The 18,292-nt window shown below is 68.8% G+C and carries 13 protein-coding genes; 7 read left to right on the top strand and 6 right to left on the bottom strand.

Going from position 1 to position 18,292, the window contains the following annotated elements:
* Window positions 1-25 precede the first annotated feature (25 nt).
* Genes AB663_RS02185 through AB663_RS02175 form a run of 3 tightly spaced genes read right to left on the bottom strand, consistent with a single transcriptional unit; the run spans window position 26 to window position 2,867 of the window.
* Complete coding sequence (locus tag AB663_RS02185) at window positions 26-964, bottom strand: phosphotriesterase family protein (RefSeq protein WP_067195301.1); 939 nt, start codon at window positions 962-964, stop codon at window positions 26-28.
* On the bottom strand, window positions 961-1,935 hold the full coding sequence (locus AB663_RS02180; RefSeq protein WP_067195299.1) for an NAD(P)-dependent oxidoreductase: 975 nt from the start codon (window positions 1,933-1,935) through the stop codon (window positions 961-963). Before AB663_RS02180 ends, AB663_RS02185 begins: the two co-directional genes overlap by 4 nt.
* Window positions 1,932-2,867 (bottom strand): SIS domain-containing protein, encoded by a 936-nt coding sequence (locus AB663_RS02175; protein ID WP_067195295.1) that lies wholly within the window; start codon window positions 2,865-2,867, stop codon window positions 1,932-1,934. The genes AB663_RS02180 and AB663_RS02175 overlap by 4 nt, the downstream gene beginning before the upstream one ends.
* A gap of 62 nt (window positions 2,868-2,929) precedes the next feature.
* On the opposite strand from AB663_RS02175, the gene AB663_RS02170 reads away from it, so the two are divergent.
* Window positions 2,930-3,685, top strand: a complete 756-nt coding sequence (locus AB663_RS02170; RefSeq protein WP_067195292.1) for an SDR family NAD(P)-dependent oxidoreductase — start codon at window positions 2,930-2,932, stop codon at window positions 3,683-3,685.
* 37 nt (window positions 3,686-3,722) lie between these two features.
* Here AB663_RS02170 and AB663_RS02165 read toward each other — a convergent pair whose 3' ends face one another.
* Complete coding sequence (locus tag AB663_RS02165) at window positions 3,723-6,236, bottom strand: family 78 glycoside hydrolase catalytic domain (RefSeq protein WP_067195290.1); 2,514 nt, start codon at window positions 6,234-6,236, stop codon at window positions 3,723-3,725.
* Window positions 6,233-7,588 carry a DUF3863 domain-containing protein gene (locus AB663_RS02160; protein ID WP_067195287.1) on the bottom strand — a complete coding sequence of 452 codons (1,356 nt, stop codon included), beginning with the start codon at window positions 7,586-7,588 and terminating at the stop codon, window positions 6,233-6,235. Before AB663_RS02160 ends, AB663_RS02165 begins: the two co-directional genes overlap by 4 nt.
* Window positions 7,589-7,771: 183 nt before the next feature.
* Between AB663_RS02160 and AB663_RS02155 the strand changes: the two genes are divergently transcribed.
* From AB663_RS02155 to AB663_RS02130, 6 genes are all read left to right on the top strand, one after another.
* Window positions 7,772-9,034, top strand: a complete 1,263-nt coding sequence (locus AB663_RS02155; protein ID WP_067195284.1) for an ABC transporter substrate-binding protein — start codon at window positions 7,772-7,774, stop codon at window positions 9,032-9,034.
* Window positions 9,035-9,117: 83 nt separating this feature from the next.
* Window positions 9,118-10,380, top strand: coding sequence for an ABC transporter substrate-binding protein (locus AB663_RS02150; RefSeq protein ID WP_083511310.1), 1,263 nt, complete (start codon window positions 9,118-9,120; stop codon window positions 10,378-10,380).
* Window positions 10,377-12,467, top strand: a complete 2,091-nt coding sequence (locus tag AB663_RS02145) for a hypothetical protein (RefSeq protein ID WP_067195278.1) — start codon at window positions 10,377-10,379, stop codon at window positions 12,465-12,467. The genes AB663_RS02150 and AB663_RS02145 overlap by 4 nt, the downstream gene beginning before the upstream one ends.
* Before the next feature lie 155 nt (window positions 12,468-12,622).
* Window positions 12,623-13,591 (top strand): carbohydrate ABC transporter permease, encoded by a 969-nt coding sequence (locus AB663_RS02140; RefSeq protein ID WP_067195275.1) that lies wholly within the window; start codon window positions 12,623-12,625, stop codon window positions 13,589-13,591.
* A complete protein-coding gene (locus AB663_RS02135) occupies window positions 13,588-14,424 on the top strand; it encodes a carbohydrate ABC transporter permease (protein WP_067195272.1) in 837 nt (278 codons plus the stop codon). The genes AB663_RS02140 and AB663_RS02135 overlap by 4 nt, the downstream gene beginning before the upstream one ends.
* A 54-nt stretch (window positions 14,425-14,478) precedes the next feature.
* Complete coding sequence (locus tag AB663_RS02130; RefSeq protein ID WP_067195269.1) at window positions 14,479-17,193, top strand: glycoside hydrolase family 2 protein; 2,715 nt, start codon at window positions 14,479-14,481, stop codon at window positions 17,191-17,193.
* 58 nt (window positions 17,194-17,251) lie between these two features.
* Here AB663_RS02130 and AB663_RS02125 read toward each other — a convergent pair whose 3' ends face one another.
* On the bottom strand, window positions 17,252-18,262 hold the full coding sequence (locus tag AB663_RS02125) for an acetylxylan esterase (RefSeq protein ID WP_067195267.1): 1,011 nt from the start codon (window positions 18,260-18,262) through the stop codon (window positions 17,252-17,254).
* Window positions 18,263-18,292: the final 30 nt, after the last annotated feature.

The raw sequence follows: 18,292 nt of genomic DNA, 5'->3' as shown, positions 1-18,292 counted from the left end.
CGTGCTGCCGGAGGCCGTCTGACGTTCAGCCGGCCGGCCTCCACGTGAGCCAGCGCGCGGGATTCGCGCGCAGCACCGCGTCGACCAGGTCGTCGCCGCCGATCGCGCGCAGGCGGGGCACGAAGCGCTCTCCGAGATACGCGAGCCCCGGGATGCCGCCGTAGGCGCGGTACCGGCTGCGGCGAGCGACATCTCCGCCCAGCAGGATGCGATCGCCCCCACCGGAGCCGGCGGTGCGCACGAGGCAGTCCAGAAGCGTCGAGTCCGGCCACTCGCGATGGCGCGCGGGGCCGTCGTAGCCCAGATACGCGCCCGTCGCGGCGAGCTCGGCGTGCAGCCCGGGATCGGGGTTGCGATCCATGTGCGCGAGCACGGTCGATGACGCGGCGACCCCGGCGTCCGCCAGCCGATCCAGCACCTCGAATGCCGCCGTTCCGAACTCCAGGTGCACCATCACCGGCGCACCTGTGATCCGATGAGCTTCGCCGATCGCGGAGATGGCGCGCCCAGCCAGCTCGTCGATCCGCCAGTATCCGAGCCCGACCTTGAGCACTCCTGCGCGGATCTGCGGCGCGCGGCTGCTGTCCTCCTCGACGGCGCCGTCGAGAAGGTCGGCGGTGAAGGCCGCGGCCAGCTCGGATTCGGATGCCGCGAGCAGCGGGTCGTCCGCTGCGTAGTGCTCGCGGCGGTGCACTCCGGTCGTCAGCACGACGATCAACCCGGTCTCCCGCGAGATGCGGGCGATCGCCGAGGGGCGGCGTCCCAGGCCGAGAGGGGTGGCGTCGACCATCGTGTCGAAACCCGAGCGCCGCAGGTGCCCGGCCTCCGCCGCGCTCGCGGTCTCGTCGTCCAGATCGTCGCCGGGCAGCAGCGGCGACACCTGGAACAGGTGCTCGTGGTAGTCGGTGCGGCCCAGATCACCCGGTGACACGTCGCCGGTCGCCGTGCGGACGAAGCCGTTCATGCCGTGGCCGATGCCACGACGTGTGCGGCCGGTCGGCCATCGAGGACGGCGAGCAGATCGTCCGTCGCCATGCGCCCCATTCCGTCCACTCCCTCCCGGGTCTGCGCGGCGAGGTGCGCCGTGACGATGACCCTGTCCGAGATGTCCGGCGCGAGCAGCGGCGAGACGTGGTCGGCGCGGTCGTCGGCGCTGCTCTCCGTGGAGAGGGTGTCGGCGGCGTAGGACGAGACGCGTCCGCGCCGTATGGCCTGCGCGAGAGACGACTCGTCGACGAGGTCGGCGCGAGCGGTGTTCACGAGGATCACCGGACGATCGGATGCGGCGAGCCAGGCCTCGTCGATGACGACGCGACCTCCCGGAGCATGCAGGCTCACGACATCGGCCTCCGTCGCGATCGTCTCGAGATCGACGCGTTCCGCCTGTGCCCATACCGGGTCGTCGTGCGGCACCCACGGGTCGAACCCGAGCAGCCGAGGGTGGAACCCGGAGAGGCGCGCGATGACGCCGCGGCCGATGCGGCCGAGCCCGACGATGCCCACAGTGAGGGCCCCGAGCTCCCGTGTCGACCAGCCCGACCAGTCGCCTGCGCGCACGCGGCGATCGGCTGCGGGGATGCCTCGGAGCGCGGCGAGCAGAAGGGCGACCGTGTGGTCGGCGACCGCTCCGGAGTTCGCACCCGGCGTGTTCGTCACCGTGATGCCGCGGCGTTCGGCATCCGCCAGATCGACGTTGTCGACGCCGACGCCGTAGCGGGAGATCACCCGCAGCCGGGGGGCGAGGTCGAGATGGGCGGGCGTGACGGGACCGGTTCCCGCGATCCAGCCATCGACCCGGGGGAGGACGTCGGCCAGTTCCGCGAGATCGTGGGTCGAGCTTCGTCGCACGACTTCGTGTCCGGCCGCGAGGAGCTCGCGCTCGAGGGCGAGCGCGCCGCTCCCGAAAGACCGCGACGTGACGAGGACCACGCTCATGCTCGTGTCTGCTCCTCCGGCTGCTCCTGCTGGCCCTCGCCGTCAGCGCCGTGGCGCATCGAGGCGAGCTCGCTCTTCATGCGACGGATCGCGGCGGCGCGCTCGGGGCTGCGCAACGCGACGCCGGTGGCGAGCACGTCGATCACGACCAGGCCGGCGATCCGGCTGGTGGACGGCGTGTAGACGTCGGTGTCCTCGAACGTCCGCACCACCAGCGGGACGTCGGCGAGCTCGGAGAGCGGGCTCACGCGGCCGGTGATCGAGATGACCGCGGCGCCGGCCTTCTTTGCGGCCTCGGCGACGATCATGGTCTGCTCGGTGTGTCCCGTGTTCGAGACGGCGACCATCACGCTGCGAGGACCGCTCATGGTCGCGGCGATGAACTGCTGGTGGAAGTCCTCCGGTGCCTGGCAGGGGACGCCGAACAGCGGGAACTTCTGCTGCGCGTCCTGGGCGATGATGCCGCTGGCCCCGAACCCGACGAACAGGATGTCGCTCGCGCCGCGGAGCAGCTCGATCGCTCGCTCGACGGCGTCGGGTGCGAGCGTGCGTCGGGCGCGGTCGAGGCTCGAGATGGTGTGATCGAACACCTTCTCGGCGAGGTCGGCTGCCGAGTCGTCAGCCGTGATGGACGAGTGCGTGACGGGCAGACCGAGGGCGAGGGTCTGTGCGAGCTGGATGCGGAAGTCCTGGAAGCCCTCGCAGCCGATGGAGGAGCAGAACCGCATGACGGTGGGCTCGCTCACCTCGGCGGCGTCGGCCAGGCCGGCCATGGTGAGCTGAGACGCTCCCACGGGATCGTCGAGGACGATCGCCGCCACCCGCTGCTCGGAACGGCGCAGCAGCGGAACCTGCCGCGTGATGCGCTCCAGAAGCGTGTCGGTGGACTCGTCCGCTGCGGCCCCGGTGCCGAGCGAATCCTGGATCGACATATCGACTCCCTCTCCATGTAGTATCGCTACAACCTGAGAGCACGTTAGCAGAGAGGAACCGCATGTACCGAGAACTGCTCGAACTGAACGGCAAGGTCGCCGTCGTCACCGGAGGGTCACGCGGCATCGGCCTGGCGGTCGTGTCGGCACTGCGCGAGTTCGGCGCGCACGTCGTCATCGCGGACCTCCTGGACGAGCAGGGCGAAGCCGCGGCCGCCTCCTTCGGCGGGGGAGTCGAATACGTCCACCTCGATGTCACCGACTCGCGTTCGGTGGAGGAGATGTTCGCCGATGTCGCCTCTCGCCATGGCGGTGTGGACATCCTCGTCACCTCGGCCGGCATCGCGAATCACCAGCCCTCCCTCGAACTGGAGCGCGACGCATGGGACCGCGTTCTGGCCGTCAACGCCACGGGGACCTTCTGGTGCGCACGCGAGGCGGCGCGGCACATGCGCGACGGCGGGGGGTCGATCGTCGCGATCGGCTCCATGTCCGGAGAGATCGCCAACGCGCCGCAGCGGCAGGCGGCGTACAACGCGTCGAAGGGAGCCGTGCACCTGGCGGTGAAGTCGCTGGCGATCGAGTTCGCGGAGCAGGGCATCCGCGTGAACGCCGTGGCGCCCGGGTACGTGGGCACCGAACTGACGAAGGAGGGCGTGCCCGAGGACTGGTGGGACGACTGGGTGCGTCGGACGCCCATCGGGCGGCTGGGCCGGCCGGAGGAGATCGCCTCCCTCGTGGCGTTCCTGGCGAGTGACGCGGCCTCCTACATGACCGGCTCCATCGTGCTGATCGACGGCGGCTACGCGGCCTGGTGAGCTGCGCACCCCGCGCTCGTGCGCTCGGGCGCGGGGGTCACCGCGCCCGAGCGGCCCGGAGCACGTGCGTGCCGGAGCCGAGCACCTGACGGACCCCGGGCAGCTCCACCTCGGCTGCGACCCCGACGGGGATCGTGCATCGCAGCTCGACGTCCTCGCCGTGCTCCCGCCATGACACCGACAGGTCACCGTGCGGAGTGCGCACCGTGGCGGACGCGTGGCCGAGGCCGCGACCCAGCAGGAGGGGTGCGATCCGTGTGTGTCGCCATCCCGCCTCTGCCGGAGCCACGCCCGCGACGTGGCGGAACAGCCAGTCGTCGATCGTCCCGAGGAAGTAGTGCCCTCGTGACCGCGAAGCCTGGTGCCAGTGCTCCCACAGCGAGGTCGCGCCCTGCGCGACCCAGAACCCCCAGCCGGGGAACGTCGTCTGCAATGCGACGGCCATCGCCGCGTCCTCGTGCCCGAACGCCGTCAGCACCGGGAGGATGTGCTTCGTCGCGAGTGCGCCCGTCCACAGATGGTCGCCCCGCTCGCGCACGTCCTGAGCGAGCCGGTCCGCCGCCGCCTGGCGCACGCCGACGGGCAGCACGTCGAAAGCCAGCGCCAGTACGGCATGGGCCTGCCGGTACCCCTCGTCTCCGATGCCCCGCACGGTCGCGGTCGACTCATCCCAGAATCGCCGGGCGAACGCGGTACGGCTGCGTGCCGCGGCATCATCCCACTCCCCGGCGTCCTCTCCGATCACACGCGCGATCGCCGCGGCGGTGTCGCACATCGCGATGAGGTAGGCGGTCGCGGCGATGCGCGTGTCCTCGGGGGCGTTGCCGCCGCCCGGATCCGTCTCGGGGCTCACCCAGTCGCCGAGCGTCGTCTGCGCGATGCCGTCGGGGCAGCGGTCGAGCTCGAAGCGGAGGTAGTCGCTCGCATCGGGCCAGATCTCCTCCAGGAGGCGCACGTCACCGGTTCGGAGGTACACCTCCCACGGCACGAGCAGCAGCGCCGAGTGCCATGTCGGCGCCGGCGTCCAGTCCATGCGCCACCCGCCGTGGGGGGCGATCACCTCCGGCGCGCCAGCGCCGTGGCGCGAATGCGCGATGTCGAGCGACCACTTGGCGAGCAGCTCGTGCACGTCGAGATTGTTCAGCATGAGCTCCGCGCCCAGCATCCCGTCGCCGGTCCAGCCGTTCTTCTCGTACTTCGGGGTGTCGGTGGGGATGCCGTGCAGATTGTTCAGCACCGTGCGCACCGTCAGGTCGTGGATGCGGTTCAGCAGTTCTGATCCCGACTCGAAGGCCCCGGTGCGCTGCGCCGTCGTATGGACGAGCTGCGCCTGGATGCGGGGCCGCATCGCCGCACGGATCTCGACGTGCTGGAACCCGTGCCAGACGAACCGAGGATGCCAGCGCACCGGCCCTCCGTCGAGGATCAGCCGATCGGTCTGGAAGCGGCCGTCGAAGTACCCCTTCTCGTCGACGCAGTTGGGGGACCCGTCCTCCATGAGCGACTCGCCGAACCGCAGCTCGACGGCGGAGCCGGCCGGGCCGTCGGCCTCGACCACGGCCCACCCCGCGATGACCCGCTCGAACGACGCCACCCACCGCCCCGGCTCGAGCTCGCGCACGCTTGTCGGGTCGAGGGTCTCTGCCACGCGGATGCCGGGCTGCCGCTGTGCGACCGCTCGTCCTCGGGGCCCGTCGACGACGCGGGCCCGTTCCCAGGTCGTGTCGTCGAGATCGGGCCGGCTCCACCCGGGGATCCGCAGGCGCGCATCGTGGTCCTCGCCCGCATACAGATCGTCGAACGTCGTCGGGCCGGCGGCTGTGCGCCATTCGTCCGAGGTGGTGAGCGCGCGCTCTCCCGAGGCGGTGCGCACCACGAGCAGCGCGCGCACCGACGGTTCGGCGTGCCAGGGCGCCGTCTCCCAGTTCCAGGTGTTGCGTCCGCGCATGCCGTAGAAGCCCCGGCCGAGCTCGATGCCGATGACGTGTGCGCCGATGCCGAGCCGATCCGTCACATCGACGACCGTGTACTGTGTGACGACGTCGTAGTCGGTGAACCCGGGTCCCAGCACCGTGTCGTCGACAGGCTCTCCGTCCAGCTCGACGTGCGCGAGGCCACCGGCGCCGACAGCGAGGTACGCGCCGAGCACGGGTTCATCCACGCGCAGCGCGTGGCGCAGCAGCGGGGCAGTGGCGCTCTCGGCATCCGCTCCCGCGATCCACTGCGCGCCGCGCCAATCGCCGTCGACCACGCCAGTGACGAAGGTGCTCGACGCCGACGCCGTCCCGGTGCTCGTCTCGACCGTCACCGTCCAGCGGTATCGCTGCAGCGGCGCCAGGGGAGGGCCGCCGTACTCGACGTCTGCGGCCCGGTCGTCACGGATGGTGCCGGAGCTCCACACCGGGCCGGCCGCGTCGGCGACCTCGATCGCCCACGACAGCTGCTGCGTGTCGGGGACGTCCGTCTCGATCCACCAGCCGAACCGCGGCACCGCGTCGACGCCCACCGGTTCGCGGGCGTGTTCGACCGTCAGGTGCGAGAGGGCGATCACGCGCGGTCCCGCGGCGAGGATGCCGTGCGTGCGCGCCCCGCGGCCTCACGCAGAGCGACGAGCTCCGGTGCCGATCCATAGCGCGCGGCCAGAGCCTCATCGATCTCGGGGTGCGCCGCGAGGAAGGTGTGCAGGGGCACCGGAACGTCCTGCGGTCGGGTGCGCTTCTGATTGATCTCGCCGAGCAGGCTCCAGCGGCGGTCACCCAGTTCGGTGGGCTCTCGCTGATCGGTGAGATACGACGTGTGGTCGAAGACCGAGACGCCGTCCGCGTCCTCCACCACGCCGAGGCGGAAGTCCGCAGTCATGAACCACGTCACGGTCTCGCCGGCGCGCGAGGCCTGCACTCCGCTGCCGCTCTGCTGCAACAGGTACGCCAGGGCTTCATTGTCGGGGTGCGCCGCGCGCCACGCTTCGCCGAAGTCCGCGATCGTCGGCATGCGCAGGTCGGGCCAGCGCTGGTGCAGGCCCGAGAGCCATCCCGCCCAGGCGTCCAGCATTCCAGGGTCGGTCGCGAGCCCGCGCGCCACTTCGCTGATCTCGTAGTTCACGGTCAGCCACCCCATGCCGTTGCGTTCGACGTTGCGCTCGTTCAGATGCGCCTCGCTCGTCGCGTACAGCTCGGTCAAGGCGTCTTCCCGAGGGAGCCGGTGCAGGGTCTCGATCGGCCCGAGCCCCAGGCGAGAGTTGAACTCGCTCGACATGCCGGCCGTGCGGGCGGCCACGAGATCGACCGTCCAGCCGTCCAGCTGCACGGCATCGACTCGATCCTCTCCGCGCCCTGGCACGAGGAAGTGTGAGCGCGAGGGATAGTACGGGTACGCGATCGAGCCGTCTCCGTCCTGAAGATCGATGTCGAACTGGCTCCAGATGTTGCCCTGCACGGTGCGCAGGCCGAGCTCGCGCGCGTGTGCGATGTTCTGCGCCGAGAGGAAACCTGCCACCAGCGAGCGCGTAGGGCGGTCGAAGCTCTCGTTCAGGAGCCTCACGGCGTCTTCGATGTCGCGGTTGACCTCGTCGCGGGTGCCGTACAGGTTCGCGAAGAAGCCGCCGGGAACGAAAGCGACGTCGTCATGGTGCTCGTTGCTGATCCGCGCCAGCGTGCGGCGGATGTCGCGGTAGCGTCGTGACGTGTCCGTGATCGCACCCCAGGAGAGCGCCCACGTCACGCGAGCGCCGGGGATCGCCTGCCGAACGGCATCCGAGAACCGCTCCACGAGTTCTGCCGAGTGCAGCTCGGACTCGTCCTCCCAGAGGGAGCGCGTGCGCGTCGCTTCGATCTGATGGCGGCGGATGACGGTGTTCACGGTGAGACTGCGGCCCAGGGGCGCGTGTGCAGCGGGTGCGTTCATGGGTCGACACACTACCGGCGATGAGCGGGATTCACGTAGTTTTACTAGCGAATCTCTCAAGGAAGGCGGTGATTTCCGACATTTCCCTTCCCATTTCAGGGATGTTGTGTAGTATCGCTACCAATCACATTCCACGTCGCGGAGTGCACCACCGCGGCCATCGACGGAGATAAAGGAGAGGCCATGACGAAGTGGCTCAGGGGCGCAGCGTTCGCGGGGGTCGCCATCGCAACGGCCGGGATCCTCACCGGCTGCACCGGCGCCGGCGGAGACGGCAAGGTCGAGATCAGCTTCATGATGTGGGGCGACGGCGGGGACACCCAGACCGCGTATGAGGATGTGATCGATGCCTTCGAGGAGGAGAACCCCGACATCTCGGTCAATGCCGAGTTCTTCAACACGAACGACTACGACAACATCCTGAAGACCCGCCTGTCCGGCGGGGCGGGGCCGGATGTCTACGGCTTCGACCTCGGCAACATCGACAGCTTCATCAAGGACGGCTTCGCGGCCGACCTCTCCGACGGCGGTGAGAGCTACCTTTCCAAGCTGAACGACGAAGCGGCGGAAGACAGCCGGCGTGGCGGTGGCACCTACAACCTCCCGATCTCGGTCTCGGGCAACGGCATCATCTACAACAAGGCCCTCTTCGAAGCTGCGGGCATCACGGAGGAGCCGACGACGTACACCCAGCTGCTCGAGGACTCGCAGAAGCTGAAGGATGCCGGGTACACGCCTTTCGCCATGAGCGCGCAGGACAACTGGTGGCCGCAGTTCATCGTCTACTACCCGCTCGCCGAGCACGGAGCGAACGAGGAGCTCGGAGCCGAGATGGCTGCGGGCAAGGCGACCTTCACCGGCAACAAGGCGTGGACCGAGTCGCTGGACATCGTGAAGGAGCTCACGCCCTATTACATGCCGAACCCCGTCGGCACGAGCCAGACCGCGGCGCAGTCGGCGTTCCTGGCAGGCGAGGCGGCGATGTTCCCCGCCACCTGGATCCTCTCCGACGCGCGGGACGCAGGCCTCGACGTCGGCTACATGAACTTCCCCACCACGGACGACGGGAGTGACGACATCTGGGGCACCTACCAGGTCCGCTTCGGAGTCAACCCCAACAACGGCGACGCCAAGCTCAAGGCTGCGCACAAGTTCCTCGACTTCTTCCTCCAGGACGACGTGTACGCGGAGTTCCTCGGCAAGGTGAAGCTGTTCCCCACCACGACCGGCGTCGAGATCGGTGAGGACGTCGACCCGCTCTTCCCCGACATGCAGAAGTCGTGGGAGGGCAAGAAGTTCATCGCGGCCTTCTCGCCGACCGACCCGAGCATCCAGGACCAGCTGCTCGTCGGGCTGCAGGACATCATCAGCGGGCAGAAGAACACCGAGCAGGTGCTCAGCGACCTCGATCGTGCCCTCGAGGAATACGTCGCCAACAACAAGTGACGCAGCACGGGGCGGGCCGCACGACACGTGAGGCCCGCCCTGTCGCGTCTGCGCGGGATCCGCGCGAGGAAGGACCGAACGACATGAAGTGGCAGTCGAGGATCGCGGCCGTCGCAGCCGTCGCGGGGCTCAGCATCGGCGGGCTCACGGGATGCTCTGGCGCCGCCGACTCCGGCGCGACCGAGCTCAGCTTTCTGATGTGGGGAGACGGAGGCGATTCTCAGAAGGCCTACGAGGGAGTGATCGAGGCCTTCGAGGATGCCCATCCCGACATCACGATCAACGCCGAGTTCGTCAACACCAACGACTACGACAACGTGCTCAAGACGCGACTCTCCGGCGGTGCGGGCCCGGATGTCTACGGCTTCGACCCGAAGAACCTCACCGACTTCGTGCGCGACGGCTTCGCAGCCGACCTCTCGGAGATGCCCTTCCTCGCCGAGCTCGACGACGCGGCGGCCCAGGAGGCGCACCGCGGGGGCGACGGCTCTACGGCCTACTACGTGCCCATCTCGCAGTCGGGCAACGGCATCATCTACAACCGCGAGCTTTTCGCGCAGGCCGGCATCGACGAGGTTCCGAACACCTATGCAGAGTTCCTGTCCGTATGCGAGCGGCTCAAGGCCGCTGGGACCACGCCGCTCGCCATGAGCGCGCAGGACAGCTGGTGGCCGCAGTTCATCGCGTACTACGCCATGGCGCAGCATGTCTTCCCGACCGATCCCGACATCGTCGAGGACCTGCTGGCGGGCGAGACGACCTTCGCCGAGACCCCCGGATACGCCGAGGCGCTGCAGGTCGTGGAGGACCTGGTGCCGTTCTACATGCCCGATCCGCTCGGCACGAACCAGTCGTCAGCGAAGACGGCCTTCCTCACCGGCAAGGCTGCGATGTTCCCGGCGACCTGGGTGCTCTCCGAGGCGCGGGGCGCTGACATCGACGCCGGATACATGAACTTCCCCACGGTCGACGAGGCCGTCCCCGACATGTGGGGCAGCTATCTGGTCGCCTGGGGCATCAACCCGGGCAACGACAAGGTGGAGGCGGCCGAGAGCTTCATCGAGTTCTTCTTCCAGGACGACGTCTACGCCGAGTTCCTCGACGGGGTCAAGGCGTTCCCCACGAAGTCCGGCATCGACGTGGCCGAGGCCGATCCGCTGTACCCGGACATGCAGGCCGCCTGGGAGGGCAAGACCTTCCGCCCCGTCGTGCTCCCCGCGGATCCACAGCTGCAGGAGTCGCTCCTCGTCGGGATGCAGAACCTCATCGCCGGACGCGAGTCGGTCGATGACGTGATCGCGCGGATGGACGAGGCGCTCGTCGCTGTGCGCGAGGCGGCGCAGTGACCGGCGCACCACAGCGCAGGCCCCGCCGAGTCGATGCCGCGGCTGCACCACCCGTCGTCATCGGCGATGCGCACACCACGGTCTCCTTCGACCCGGTCACCGGTGCGGTGCAGGGTCTGCGGGACGCTCGGGGCGTGGAGTGGATCCGCCCGGATGTCGAGGGCTCGCTCTTCGTGATCGAGATCCCCCGCGGCGGTGACCGCACGGTCGTGATCGAGACCGATCGGCAGCAGCTGGACACCGCCGCGGTAGAGCGCGGCGGCGCATCGGCCGTGCTGCGGTGGACCGACCCGGTGACCTCGACGGGCGAGAGGCTGACCGGCTGGATCGAGGTGAGGGCCACCGTCGAACGCTCCGCGCTGCGCCTCGGGCTCTCCCTGCACCTCGACGACGGCGGTGTGGAGGCCGTGCGCTTCCCGTCGCTGCGCGGCATCCGTCCCGAAGATTCCGAACGGCTGGATCTGCGCGGCGTCGACTACTCGACCGGCACGCGCATTCCGCTGCTGCCGGCCTTCGACAGCAACGCCCCGTACTGGGGCACGACGTTCCCCGACTACGCCAGCGGCAACCTGCGCCCCGAACTGGTCGGCAACCCCACGTCCCCGTTCATCGTGCTCGCCGCCGACTCGGGTGGTCTCACGGTTCTGCCGAGCGCTCCGACACTGGATTTCATCGGCTGGCGGGCCTCGCTCGAGCCCGGTTTCGCCGACAGCATGGCGCGGACCGCGGGAGACGAGGGGGCCGTGACCCTGGACGCGATCCACTTCCCGCCGGGTGCGGGTGCCGACGTGACGCTGCCCGACATGACGATCGCTCCGTATTCGGGGGAATGGACCGACGGCATGGCCGCCTACAGACGCACGCAAGGCCCGACGCGCCGGTCGAGGGCGTCGTGGCTGGACGAGCCGAGATCCTGGCTCCAGGTGCAGCTCATGTCGACCGAGGGCGAGCCCCGGTACGACTTCGCCGACCTGATCGACATCATCGAGGAATGCGCGGATGCCGGTATCGGCGCGATCCAGATCGTCGGCTGGAACGACGGCGGACAAGACGGCCTCGTCCCCGTGCACCGCGTCTCGGAGAAGCTCGGCGGCGCTCCCGCGCTGCGGCGTGCCCTCGAGCGCGCCGCGGAGCTCGACGTCAAGACGGTGCTGTACGTGAAGTACGTCTGGGTCGAGAAGCCGGGACCGCACTGGGACGAGTTCTCGGGCGCCGTGGCGCTCGACGCCAACGGTCAGCCGTACGCCCAACCCGGCCCCGTCTACCACTCCGCTCGCAAGAGGTACGGCATCAGCACGCCCTGGTACGTCCCCGTGTGCTTCGGCGTGCGATGGATCCGCGAACGCTTCGCAGCGGAGATCGCGGGCATGGCCGATCTCGGCGCCGACGGGGTGCTCGCCGACGAGTCGCTGTATCACGGGCGCTCGCTGCTCTGCTTCGCCGCCGACCACGGGCATGCGATCGGTGAAAGCACCTTCCGCTGGGACGGCGAGTTCATCGACGACGTGCGCCGCCGCCTGGGCGACCGGGCGGAGGGCTTCGTGATCGCCGCCGAAGGCGCGTTCGACGCCCAGTTCGAGCACTACGACGTCTCCTACTTCCGAAGCGCTTCCCCGTCGCACCGGCCGGTGGGGCGGATGCTGCGCCCAGGAGCACCGATCGTCACGGCCCTGACCGGCTTCGACGACCGGTCGATGGTGAACCAGGCGCTGCTGTTCGGGTACGGGCTCAGCTTCGAGCCCTTCAACTTCAAGGGCAGGCCGCGAGACATGCCCGATACGGTGAGCTACGGCGTACGGATGGACGCGCTGCGGGCGAAGTTCGCAGATCGGCTGTGGCGCGGCGAGCTCGTGGACGTGCGCTCCGGGGCCGCCGACGGGCTGCCAGACGGCATTCATGTGACCCGCTGGCGCGCAACCGACGGGGCCGCGTGCGTCGTCGTCGCGAATCAGGGCGACGGAGATGCAGAAGTGCGTGTCGACGACATCCCGCCGGGTGCGGTGATCAGCCGTCCCGATGACGAGGTGATCGAGGAGTTCGCCGGCACGGTGCGTCTCGGCGCACGCTGCGCCGCGATCATCGGGTAGCCGCACTAGCGACATCGGCCGCAGGGGACGCTGCTCTGGGCGCGAACGCGCTCGAGATCGACGCTGAGGTCACATTCATGTAGTATCGCTACATACCGACTCAAGGACGATAGGAATCCCATGACTCACCGAACGTGCGATGGAGGGGAAGCGGCGTGAGCGCACTCATCGATGAGCGTCCCGTCACGATCACGGCGGCGCGACCCTCTCGGACTCTGGTCGATCGCCTGTGGACGGGACAGACGCCGACCGGCAAGTTCTGGGTCGCGATCGCGCCGGCGCTCGTGCTCTACGGGGTCTTCACGATCTACCCGATGATCCAGGTCATCGTCGCGAGCCTCACGGACGCGAAGGGCTTCAACCGCCCCTGGGAGTTCGTCGGCCTGGAGAACTTCGTGCGCATCTTCTCCGGAGACCCCGATCTCATGCGAGCGGTCGGGAACACGGCCATCTACGCGTTCTTCAAGATCGTGGTCCAGACCGTCATCGCGTTCCTCATCGCTGTGCTGCTGCACCGCCAGCTGCGGCTCGGCAACATCTACCGTGCGGTGTTCTTCGCGCCGATGGTGATCTCACCGGTCGCGATCGTCTTCACGTGGAGCTTCATGTACGACCCCACGTCGGGCACCTTCAACACCATCCTGCGGAGCATCGGTCTCGGCGCTCTCGCCCAGGACTGGCTCGGCAACTACGACCTGGCGCTGTACAGCGTGATCCTCGTCGACATGTGGAGCGGCCTCGGATTCAACATCGTGATCTTCCTCGCGGGTCTGTCCACGATCCCCTCCGAGGTCCTGGAAGCGGCGAAGGTCGACGGCGCGCGCGGGTGGAAGTCTCTGCGCTACATCACCCTGCCGCTCATGATCCCGTCGATCGGGCTCGTCCTGGTGCTCGCCGTGAACGGCGCGCTGAGGGCCTTCGACACCGTGTACCTCATGACCAAGGGCGGTCCGGGCAACTCCACTCAGCTCTATATGACAGAGGTGTTCCAGGAGGGGCTGGTCAACAACAACTTCGGCTATGCATCCGCCATGGCGGTGCTGGTGATCATCCTCCTGATCGGCATCGCCGCCCTGCAGAACCGACTCAACAACCGCATCGCCGAAGAAGAGGAGAGCCGATGAACCGTCGTCCCGCGATGCGGATGCTGCGCCGCGTTCCCGTGAACGTGCTGCTGATCGTGCTCAGCATCCTGATGGTGTATCCCATCGTGATCATCGTCATCACGGCGTTCAAGCCGAACCTCGAGGTGCTCACCAACCCCACGGGGCTCCCGATCGCTCCCACGTTCGACAACTTCGTCACCTCGTGGCAGCAGGCCGGATTCACCAACCTGTTCGCGAACTCGATCATGCTGACCGTGGTCAGCATGACCCTCGCGACCTTCATCGCCGCGCTCGCCGCCTACGCGATCGTGCGGCAGGCCACGAAGATCGGATCGGGCATCTACCTGCTGATCGCGGCCGGCATCTTCCTGCCGCTGCAGCTCGCGCTGGTGCCGCAGTTCCGAGTGGTGCGCGATCTCGGCCTGATCAACAACTACATCGGCGTGATCCTCATCTACATCGCCGGCGCCATCCCGTTCGGCGTGTTCCTCATGGCCGCATTCATGAAGCAGGTGCCGAAGGAGATCGTCGAAGCAGCCATCATCGACGGCGCAGGATACTTCCAGCTGTTCTGGCGCATCTTCTTCCCGCTGGCCCGCCCGTCGGTCGCGACCTTCTGGGTGCTGCAGGGCGTGGGCGTCTGGAACGACTACCTGGTGCCGCAGCTGTTCCTCACCGATCCGAGCAAACGCACGCTCACCACCGGTGTGCTCTACTTCAAAGCGCAGTACCTGGCGGACTGGGGCAACATCATGGCCGCGGTGCTCATCATGAGCCTGCCGATCCTCCTGCTGTTCATCTTCGCGCAGCGGTACTTCGTCAGCGGCCTGTATGCGGGCGCGGTGAAGTAGACGATGTCTTCGGAGCCGTCGCGGTCCTCGCTCGAGCGGGTCGAACGCGCTCGAATGCTCGCGTCGCCGCTCTGGGGCGATCGTGCCGTCGAGATGGATGCAGCCGTGGTGTCGACGCCCGCCTCCGTCGAGGCGGCTCCCGCTCCGACGTCCCGTGTCGTCCCCCGGTGGCTCGACCTCGACGGAGACTGGCTGATGCGGGGCGCGGCACCGGCGCGGGAGTTCTCTCTCGAGCGCTGGACCGACGACCGATCCGAGCGGGTCAGGCGCCAGCCGGTCGGGTGGCATCGCGAGGACACCGACCGCTCCGAGTGGATCGTGGCGAGCGTCCCCGGCACCGTCCAGGGGGCGCTCGTCGCCGCGGGGGCGATGCCCGATCCGCTCCTCCAGGACAACACCTACCGGGAGCTCGTCGAGCACGGCACGCCTGTCGAGCGGCCGTGGTTCTTCCGGCGAACACGGGTCGAGGAGCAGGAGTGGTGGTACGCCCGCCGATTCCGAGTTCCCGCCGAATGGCGGGACGAGCGGGTGCGGCTCGCTTTCGACGGCATCGACTACGCGGCGGCCGTCTTCCTGAACGGGGAGCCGATCGCGCGTCATACCGGTATGTACGGCGGTCCGGACGTCGAGGTGACTCGGCAGCTGAGATTCGACGCGGAGAACGAGATCGTCGTGCGGATCGATCCTCCGCCGCGTGACTGGCATGGCGTGATGAAGCCTTCGCCGGGCTGGGGCTGGCACTACGGACACCTGATCAGCATCGGGATCTGGCGGTCCGTCCGGCTCGAGGTGATACCGGCGGTCGAGGTCGAGGATCTGTTCGTGCAGACGCTCGAGGCCGGCGCCGAACGCGCAACGCTCCGCGTGCAATGGGACATGCGCTGGGCTGAGGTGCAGGAGGCGCAGGAGGCGCCCGTGAACATCGTCCTGCGGGATCCCGAGGGCGCCGCGGTCGTCTCCGTCGAGGCGCACATCGAGGGTCGCGGTCACTCACGTCACCATGTCGATCTCGCGGTCGACGAGCCGCGGCTGTGGTGGCCGTTCGGCTACGGCGACCAGCCCCTGTACACGGTGGAGGTGTCGACTCGGACGGATGCGGCGGCGACGACCATCGGCATCCGTTCGGTCCGCTGGCTGCCGCTGGCCGGCCGCAGCGGGCCTGATGTGTACGACTGGCAGTTCACCATCAACGGCCGGGCGCTGTTCCTCAAGGGAGCGAACTGGTGCTGGACCGATCCGATGGCGCGCCGCGGCGTGGAGATCGACCTGCACCTGCTCGACCTCGTCGAGCGCGCGAACCTGCAGATGCTGCGGGCATGGGGTGGCGGGACGGTCGAGAGCGACGCGTTCTATGCGGAATGCGACCGCCGCGGCATCCTCGTGCTTCAGGAGTTCCCGTTGTCGTTCGGCCTGGACTCGACCGGTGCCGACCTCGCGACGATCGATGAGCAGGTGTCCCGCGTCGTGCGGCGGCTGCGCAACCATCCTTCGCTCGTGCTGTGGGGCGGCGGCAACGAGAATCCCGAGTCCATCACTTCGGACGACCTGATGACCGTGATCGGGAAGCGGGTCGCCCAGTACGACCCTTCACGGGTGTTCCACCGCACCGACCCGTGGGGTGGAAGCGAGCACTTCTACGGTGTGTATCACGAGGGAATGCCCGTCGACGCGTACCGGGACCACGTCCCCGTGGTCTTCGGCGAGTACGGACTGTCGAGTCAGTGCGACATCGAGAGCATGGCCGAGTTCCTCGATCCCGCCATCCTGGAGCAGTGGCCGCCGGCCGAGCACGGCGCGATCCTCCAGCACCAGTCGCAGTTCTCCCTCTTCGACCTGGTCAAGCAGGCCAGGTATGCCGACTACGGCCCGCTCACGGACTGGAAGACCTTCATCGAGTATTCGCAACTCGCGCAGGGCGATGCGCTGCGCTTCGCCTCGGAGCGGATGCGTGCCCGGAGCGGCGTCGAGACGGCGGCGTACTGGTTCTACAAGGTCGGCGACGTGTTCCCCGGTGCGTCGTGGGCGGTCATCGATTACTACGGTCGGCCGAAGCTCTCGTACTACCGCGCCCGGCAGTTCGGCGCGCCGCTGTCGGTCTACGCGGTGGCCGACCGCACCGAGTGGAGGGCGGGGGAGAGGTTCGCTGCGAGCGTGCACGTGTCGAATGACACCGTCGAGAAGGTGACGGATGCCGTGGTCACAGCGCGCCTGTACGACGCGTGCTTCCGGGTGCTCGCTGAGCGGACGGCCCTGGTGTCGGTGCGGCCCGACGGCCGCGCCGACGTCTTCGACCTCGTCGCTGATCTGCCCGACGCCGATCTCGCGCCGCTCGTTCTCAGCGTGCGGCTGGACGACGCCCGGGGCGAGCGGCTGGATTCGTCCTGGTACGCGTTCAATGCCCATCCGAAGTCCGCGCGCGTGCGCGAACTCGAGGCGCTGCCTCTCGACGAGCTGCAGGCGCTGCCCGCCGCGGAGACGCTCGCCGCTTATGCGGAGGCGGGCCCTGCTCCGCTTCGCGAGCAGCCGCAGACGACGCTCGTGCTCGATCTGGTCGACGGAGCGCTGCGTATCGCGAACACCGGTGGGGTGCCCGCTCCGGTCGTCATCATCGACGGTTTCCCGTATGCCCCCGGGCGCTGGCTCGAGGACAACGCCTTCGGGCTCGAGCCGGGCGAGGTGCGGTTCGTGCGGTTCGAGGCGGGCGCCGCCGACGTCGGTGGGGTGTCCGTGCGGGCGTGGAACGCGCCGACGGTGAGAATCGGCCTCTGAGTTCGCAGGCCCCTGCTTCTGAGCTCGCAGGCCCCTTGGGTGCTGAGCGAACAGTGGCTCAGTGATGCGACGCGCCCTCACCGACGGGCGTGTGTGCTGCGGCGAACGAACGCTCGAGGTGAGCGCGGCCGTCGGCCACCATGCCGGCGATGACCGCATCCATGCCGGGATACTCGGCGTGCCCTGCGGGCAGCACGGCGAGCTCCGGCGTCCGCGCTGCGTTCGCGACGCCGAACTGACCCGCGGGCGGAACGTACTGGTCCCAGAGCGCTGCCTCGATCCGCACGGGGGTCCGGGTGAAGCCGAGCGCGGTCGAGGCGTCGAACCAGCGGAGCACCTCTCGCGCTTCGGGGTGATCCGCCACGTACCGCCGCACAGCTTCGCCGCTGCCGAGGCATGGCACCCGGAGGCGCTCGTCGTACTGGCCGAAGCTCGGCACGCCCAAGGTCGCGCCGAAGAAGCGGTCGTCCCACGGCAGGGCGAGTGCACCGACGCCACCGCCGAAGCTCTCGCCGAAGTAGTAGAGCGGCACCGATCCCGCTCGTTCCTGCAGCACGTCGGCGGCGAGCCAGAGGTCGCGAGCGCTGAGGCCGATGACGTAGCGCTCGGGGTCGTCGATGCCGGTGATCACGTGCTCCGCGGCGGTATCGGGTGCGCCGATGCCGACGTTCAGGGTCTGCAGTCCACGGGCCAGCGGAAAGATGGCCGCGGCATCATCCGGGATGCGGTCGAACTCCACGGCGTCGCGCCCCCCGTATCCGTGGCCGTGCACCACGCCAAGGCGCGCGGGGCCGTTCACCGGCTCGGCGTACCACGAGCGGAGCCGGACGCCGCCGATGCCGGCATGCTCGATGATCGAGACGTTGCGTCCGCCCTGGACCGACGTCGACAGCACGACGGGCGCGGTGGCCACGGAACGAGCTTCGTCGCGCCAGCGCATCCAGCGATCGGCGAAGCCGTCGAAAGCGGGGACGGGCTCGATCGCGCGCAGCGTCTCGAGGGTGTGTCCGTAGCTGCCGTCGAACGCGGCGCCGGGGAACCAAGAGTCGTAAGGAGAGGGGAGAGTCATGATCTGCTCCCGACCTTAGCGGAGCACCGA

Origin of the sequence: Microbacterium sp. XT11 (genome assembly GCF_001513675.1) — a bacterium.
In the GTDB taxonomy this organism is placed as follows: Bacteria; Actinomycetota; Actinomycetes; order Actinomycetales; family Microbacteriaceae; genus Microbacterium.
Note: the sequence above shows the minus strand (reverse complement) of the source record. Positions and strands in the feature narration are given on the sequence as shown.

Bases quoted from the DNA above. Each gene is read 5' to 3' on its own strand.
- AB663_RS02185 (WP_067195301.1), bottom strand. From the start codon at position 964: ATGAACGGCTTCGTCCGCACGGCGACCGGCGACGTGTCACCGGGTGAT.
- AB663_RS02170 (WP_067195292.1), top strand. From the start codon at position 2,930: ATGTACCGAGAACTGCTCGAACTGAACGGCAAGGTCGCCGTCGTCACC.
- AB663_RS02180 (WP_067195299.1), bottom strand. From the start codon at position 1,935: ATGAGCGTGGTCCTCGTCACGTCGCGGTCTTTCGGGAGCGGCGCGCTC.
- AB663_RS02155 (WP_067195284.1), top strand. From the start codon at position 7,772: ATGACGAAGTGGCTCAGGGGCGCAGCGTTCGCGGGGGTCGCCATCGCA.
- AB663_RS02130 (WP_067195269.1), top strand. From the start codon at position 14,479: ATGCTCGCGTCGCCGCTCTGGGGCGATCGTGCCGTCGAGATGGATGCA.
- AB663_RS02160 (WP_067195287.1), bottom strand. From the start codon at position 7,588: ATGAACGCACCCGCTGCACACGCGCCCCTGGGCCGCAGTCTCACCGTG.
- AB663_RS02175 (WP_067195295.1), bottom strand. From the start codon at position 2,867: ATGTCGATCCAGGATTCGCTCGGCACCGGGGCCGCAGCGGACGAGTCC.
- AB663_RS02125 (WP_067195267.1), bottom strand. From the start codon at position 18,262: ATGACTCTCCCCTCTCCTTACGACTCTTGGTTCCCCGGCGCCGCGTTC.
- AB663_RS02135 (WP_067195272.1), top strand. From the start codon at position 13,588: ATGAACCGTCGTCCCGCGATGCGGATGCTGCGCCGCGTTCCCGTGAAC.
- AB663_RS02150 (WP_083511310.1), top strand. From the start codon at position 9,118: ATGAAGTGGCAGTCGAGGATCGCGGCCGTCGCAGCCGTCGCGGGGCTC.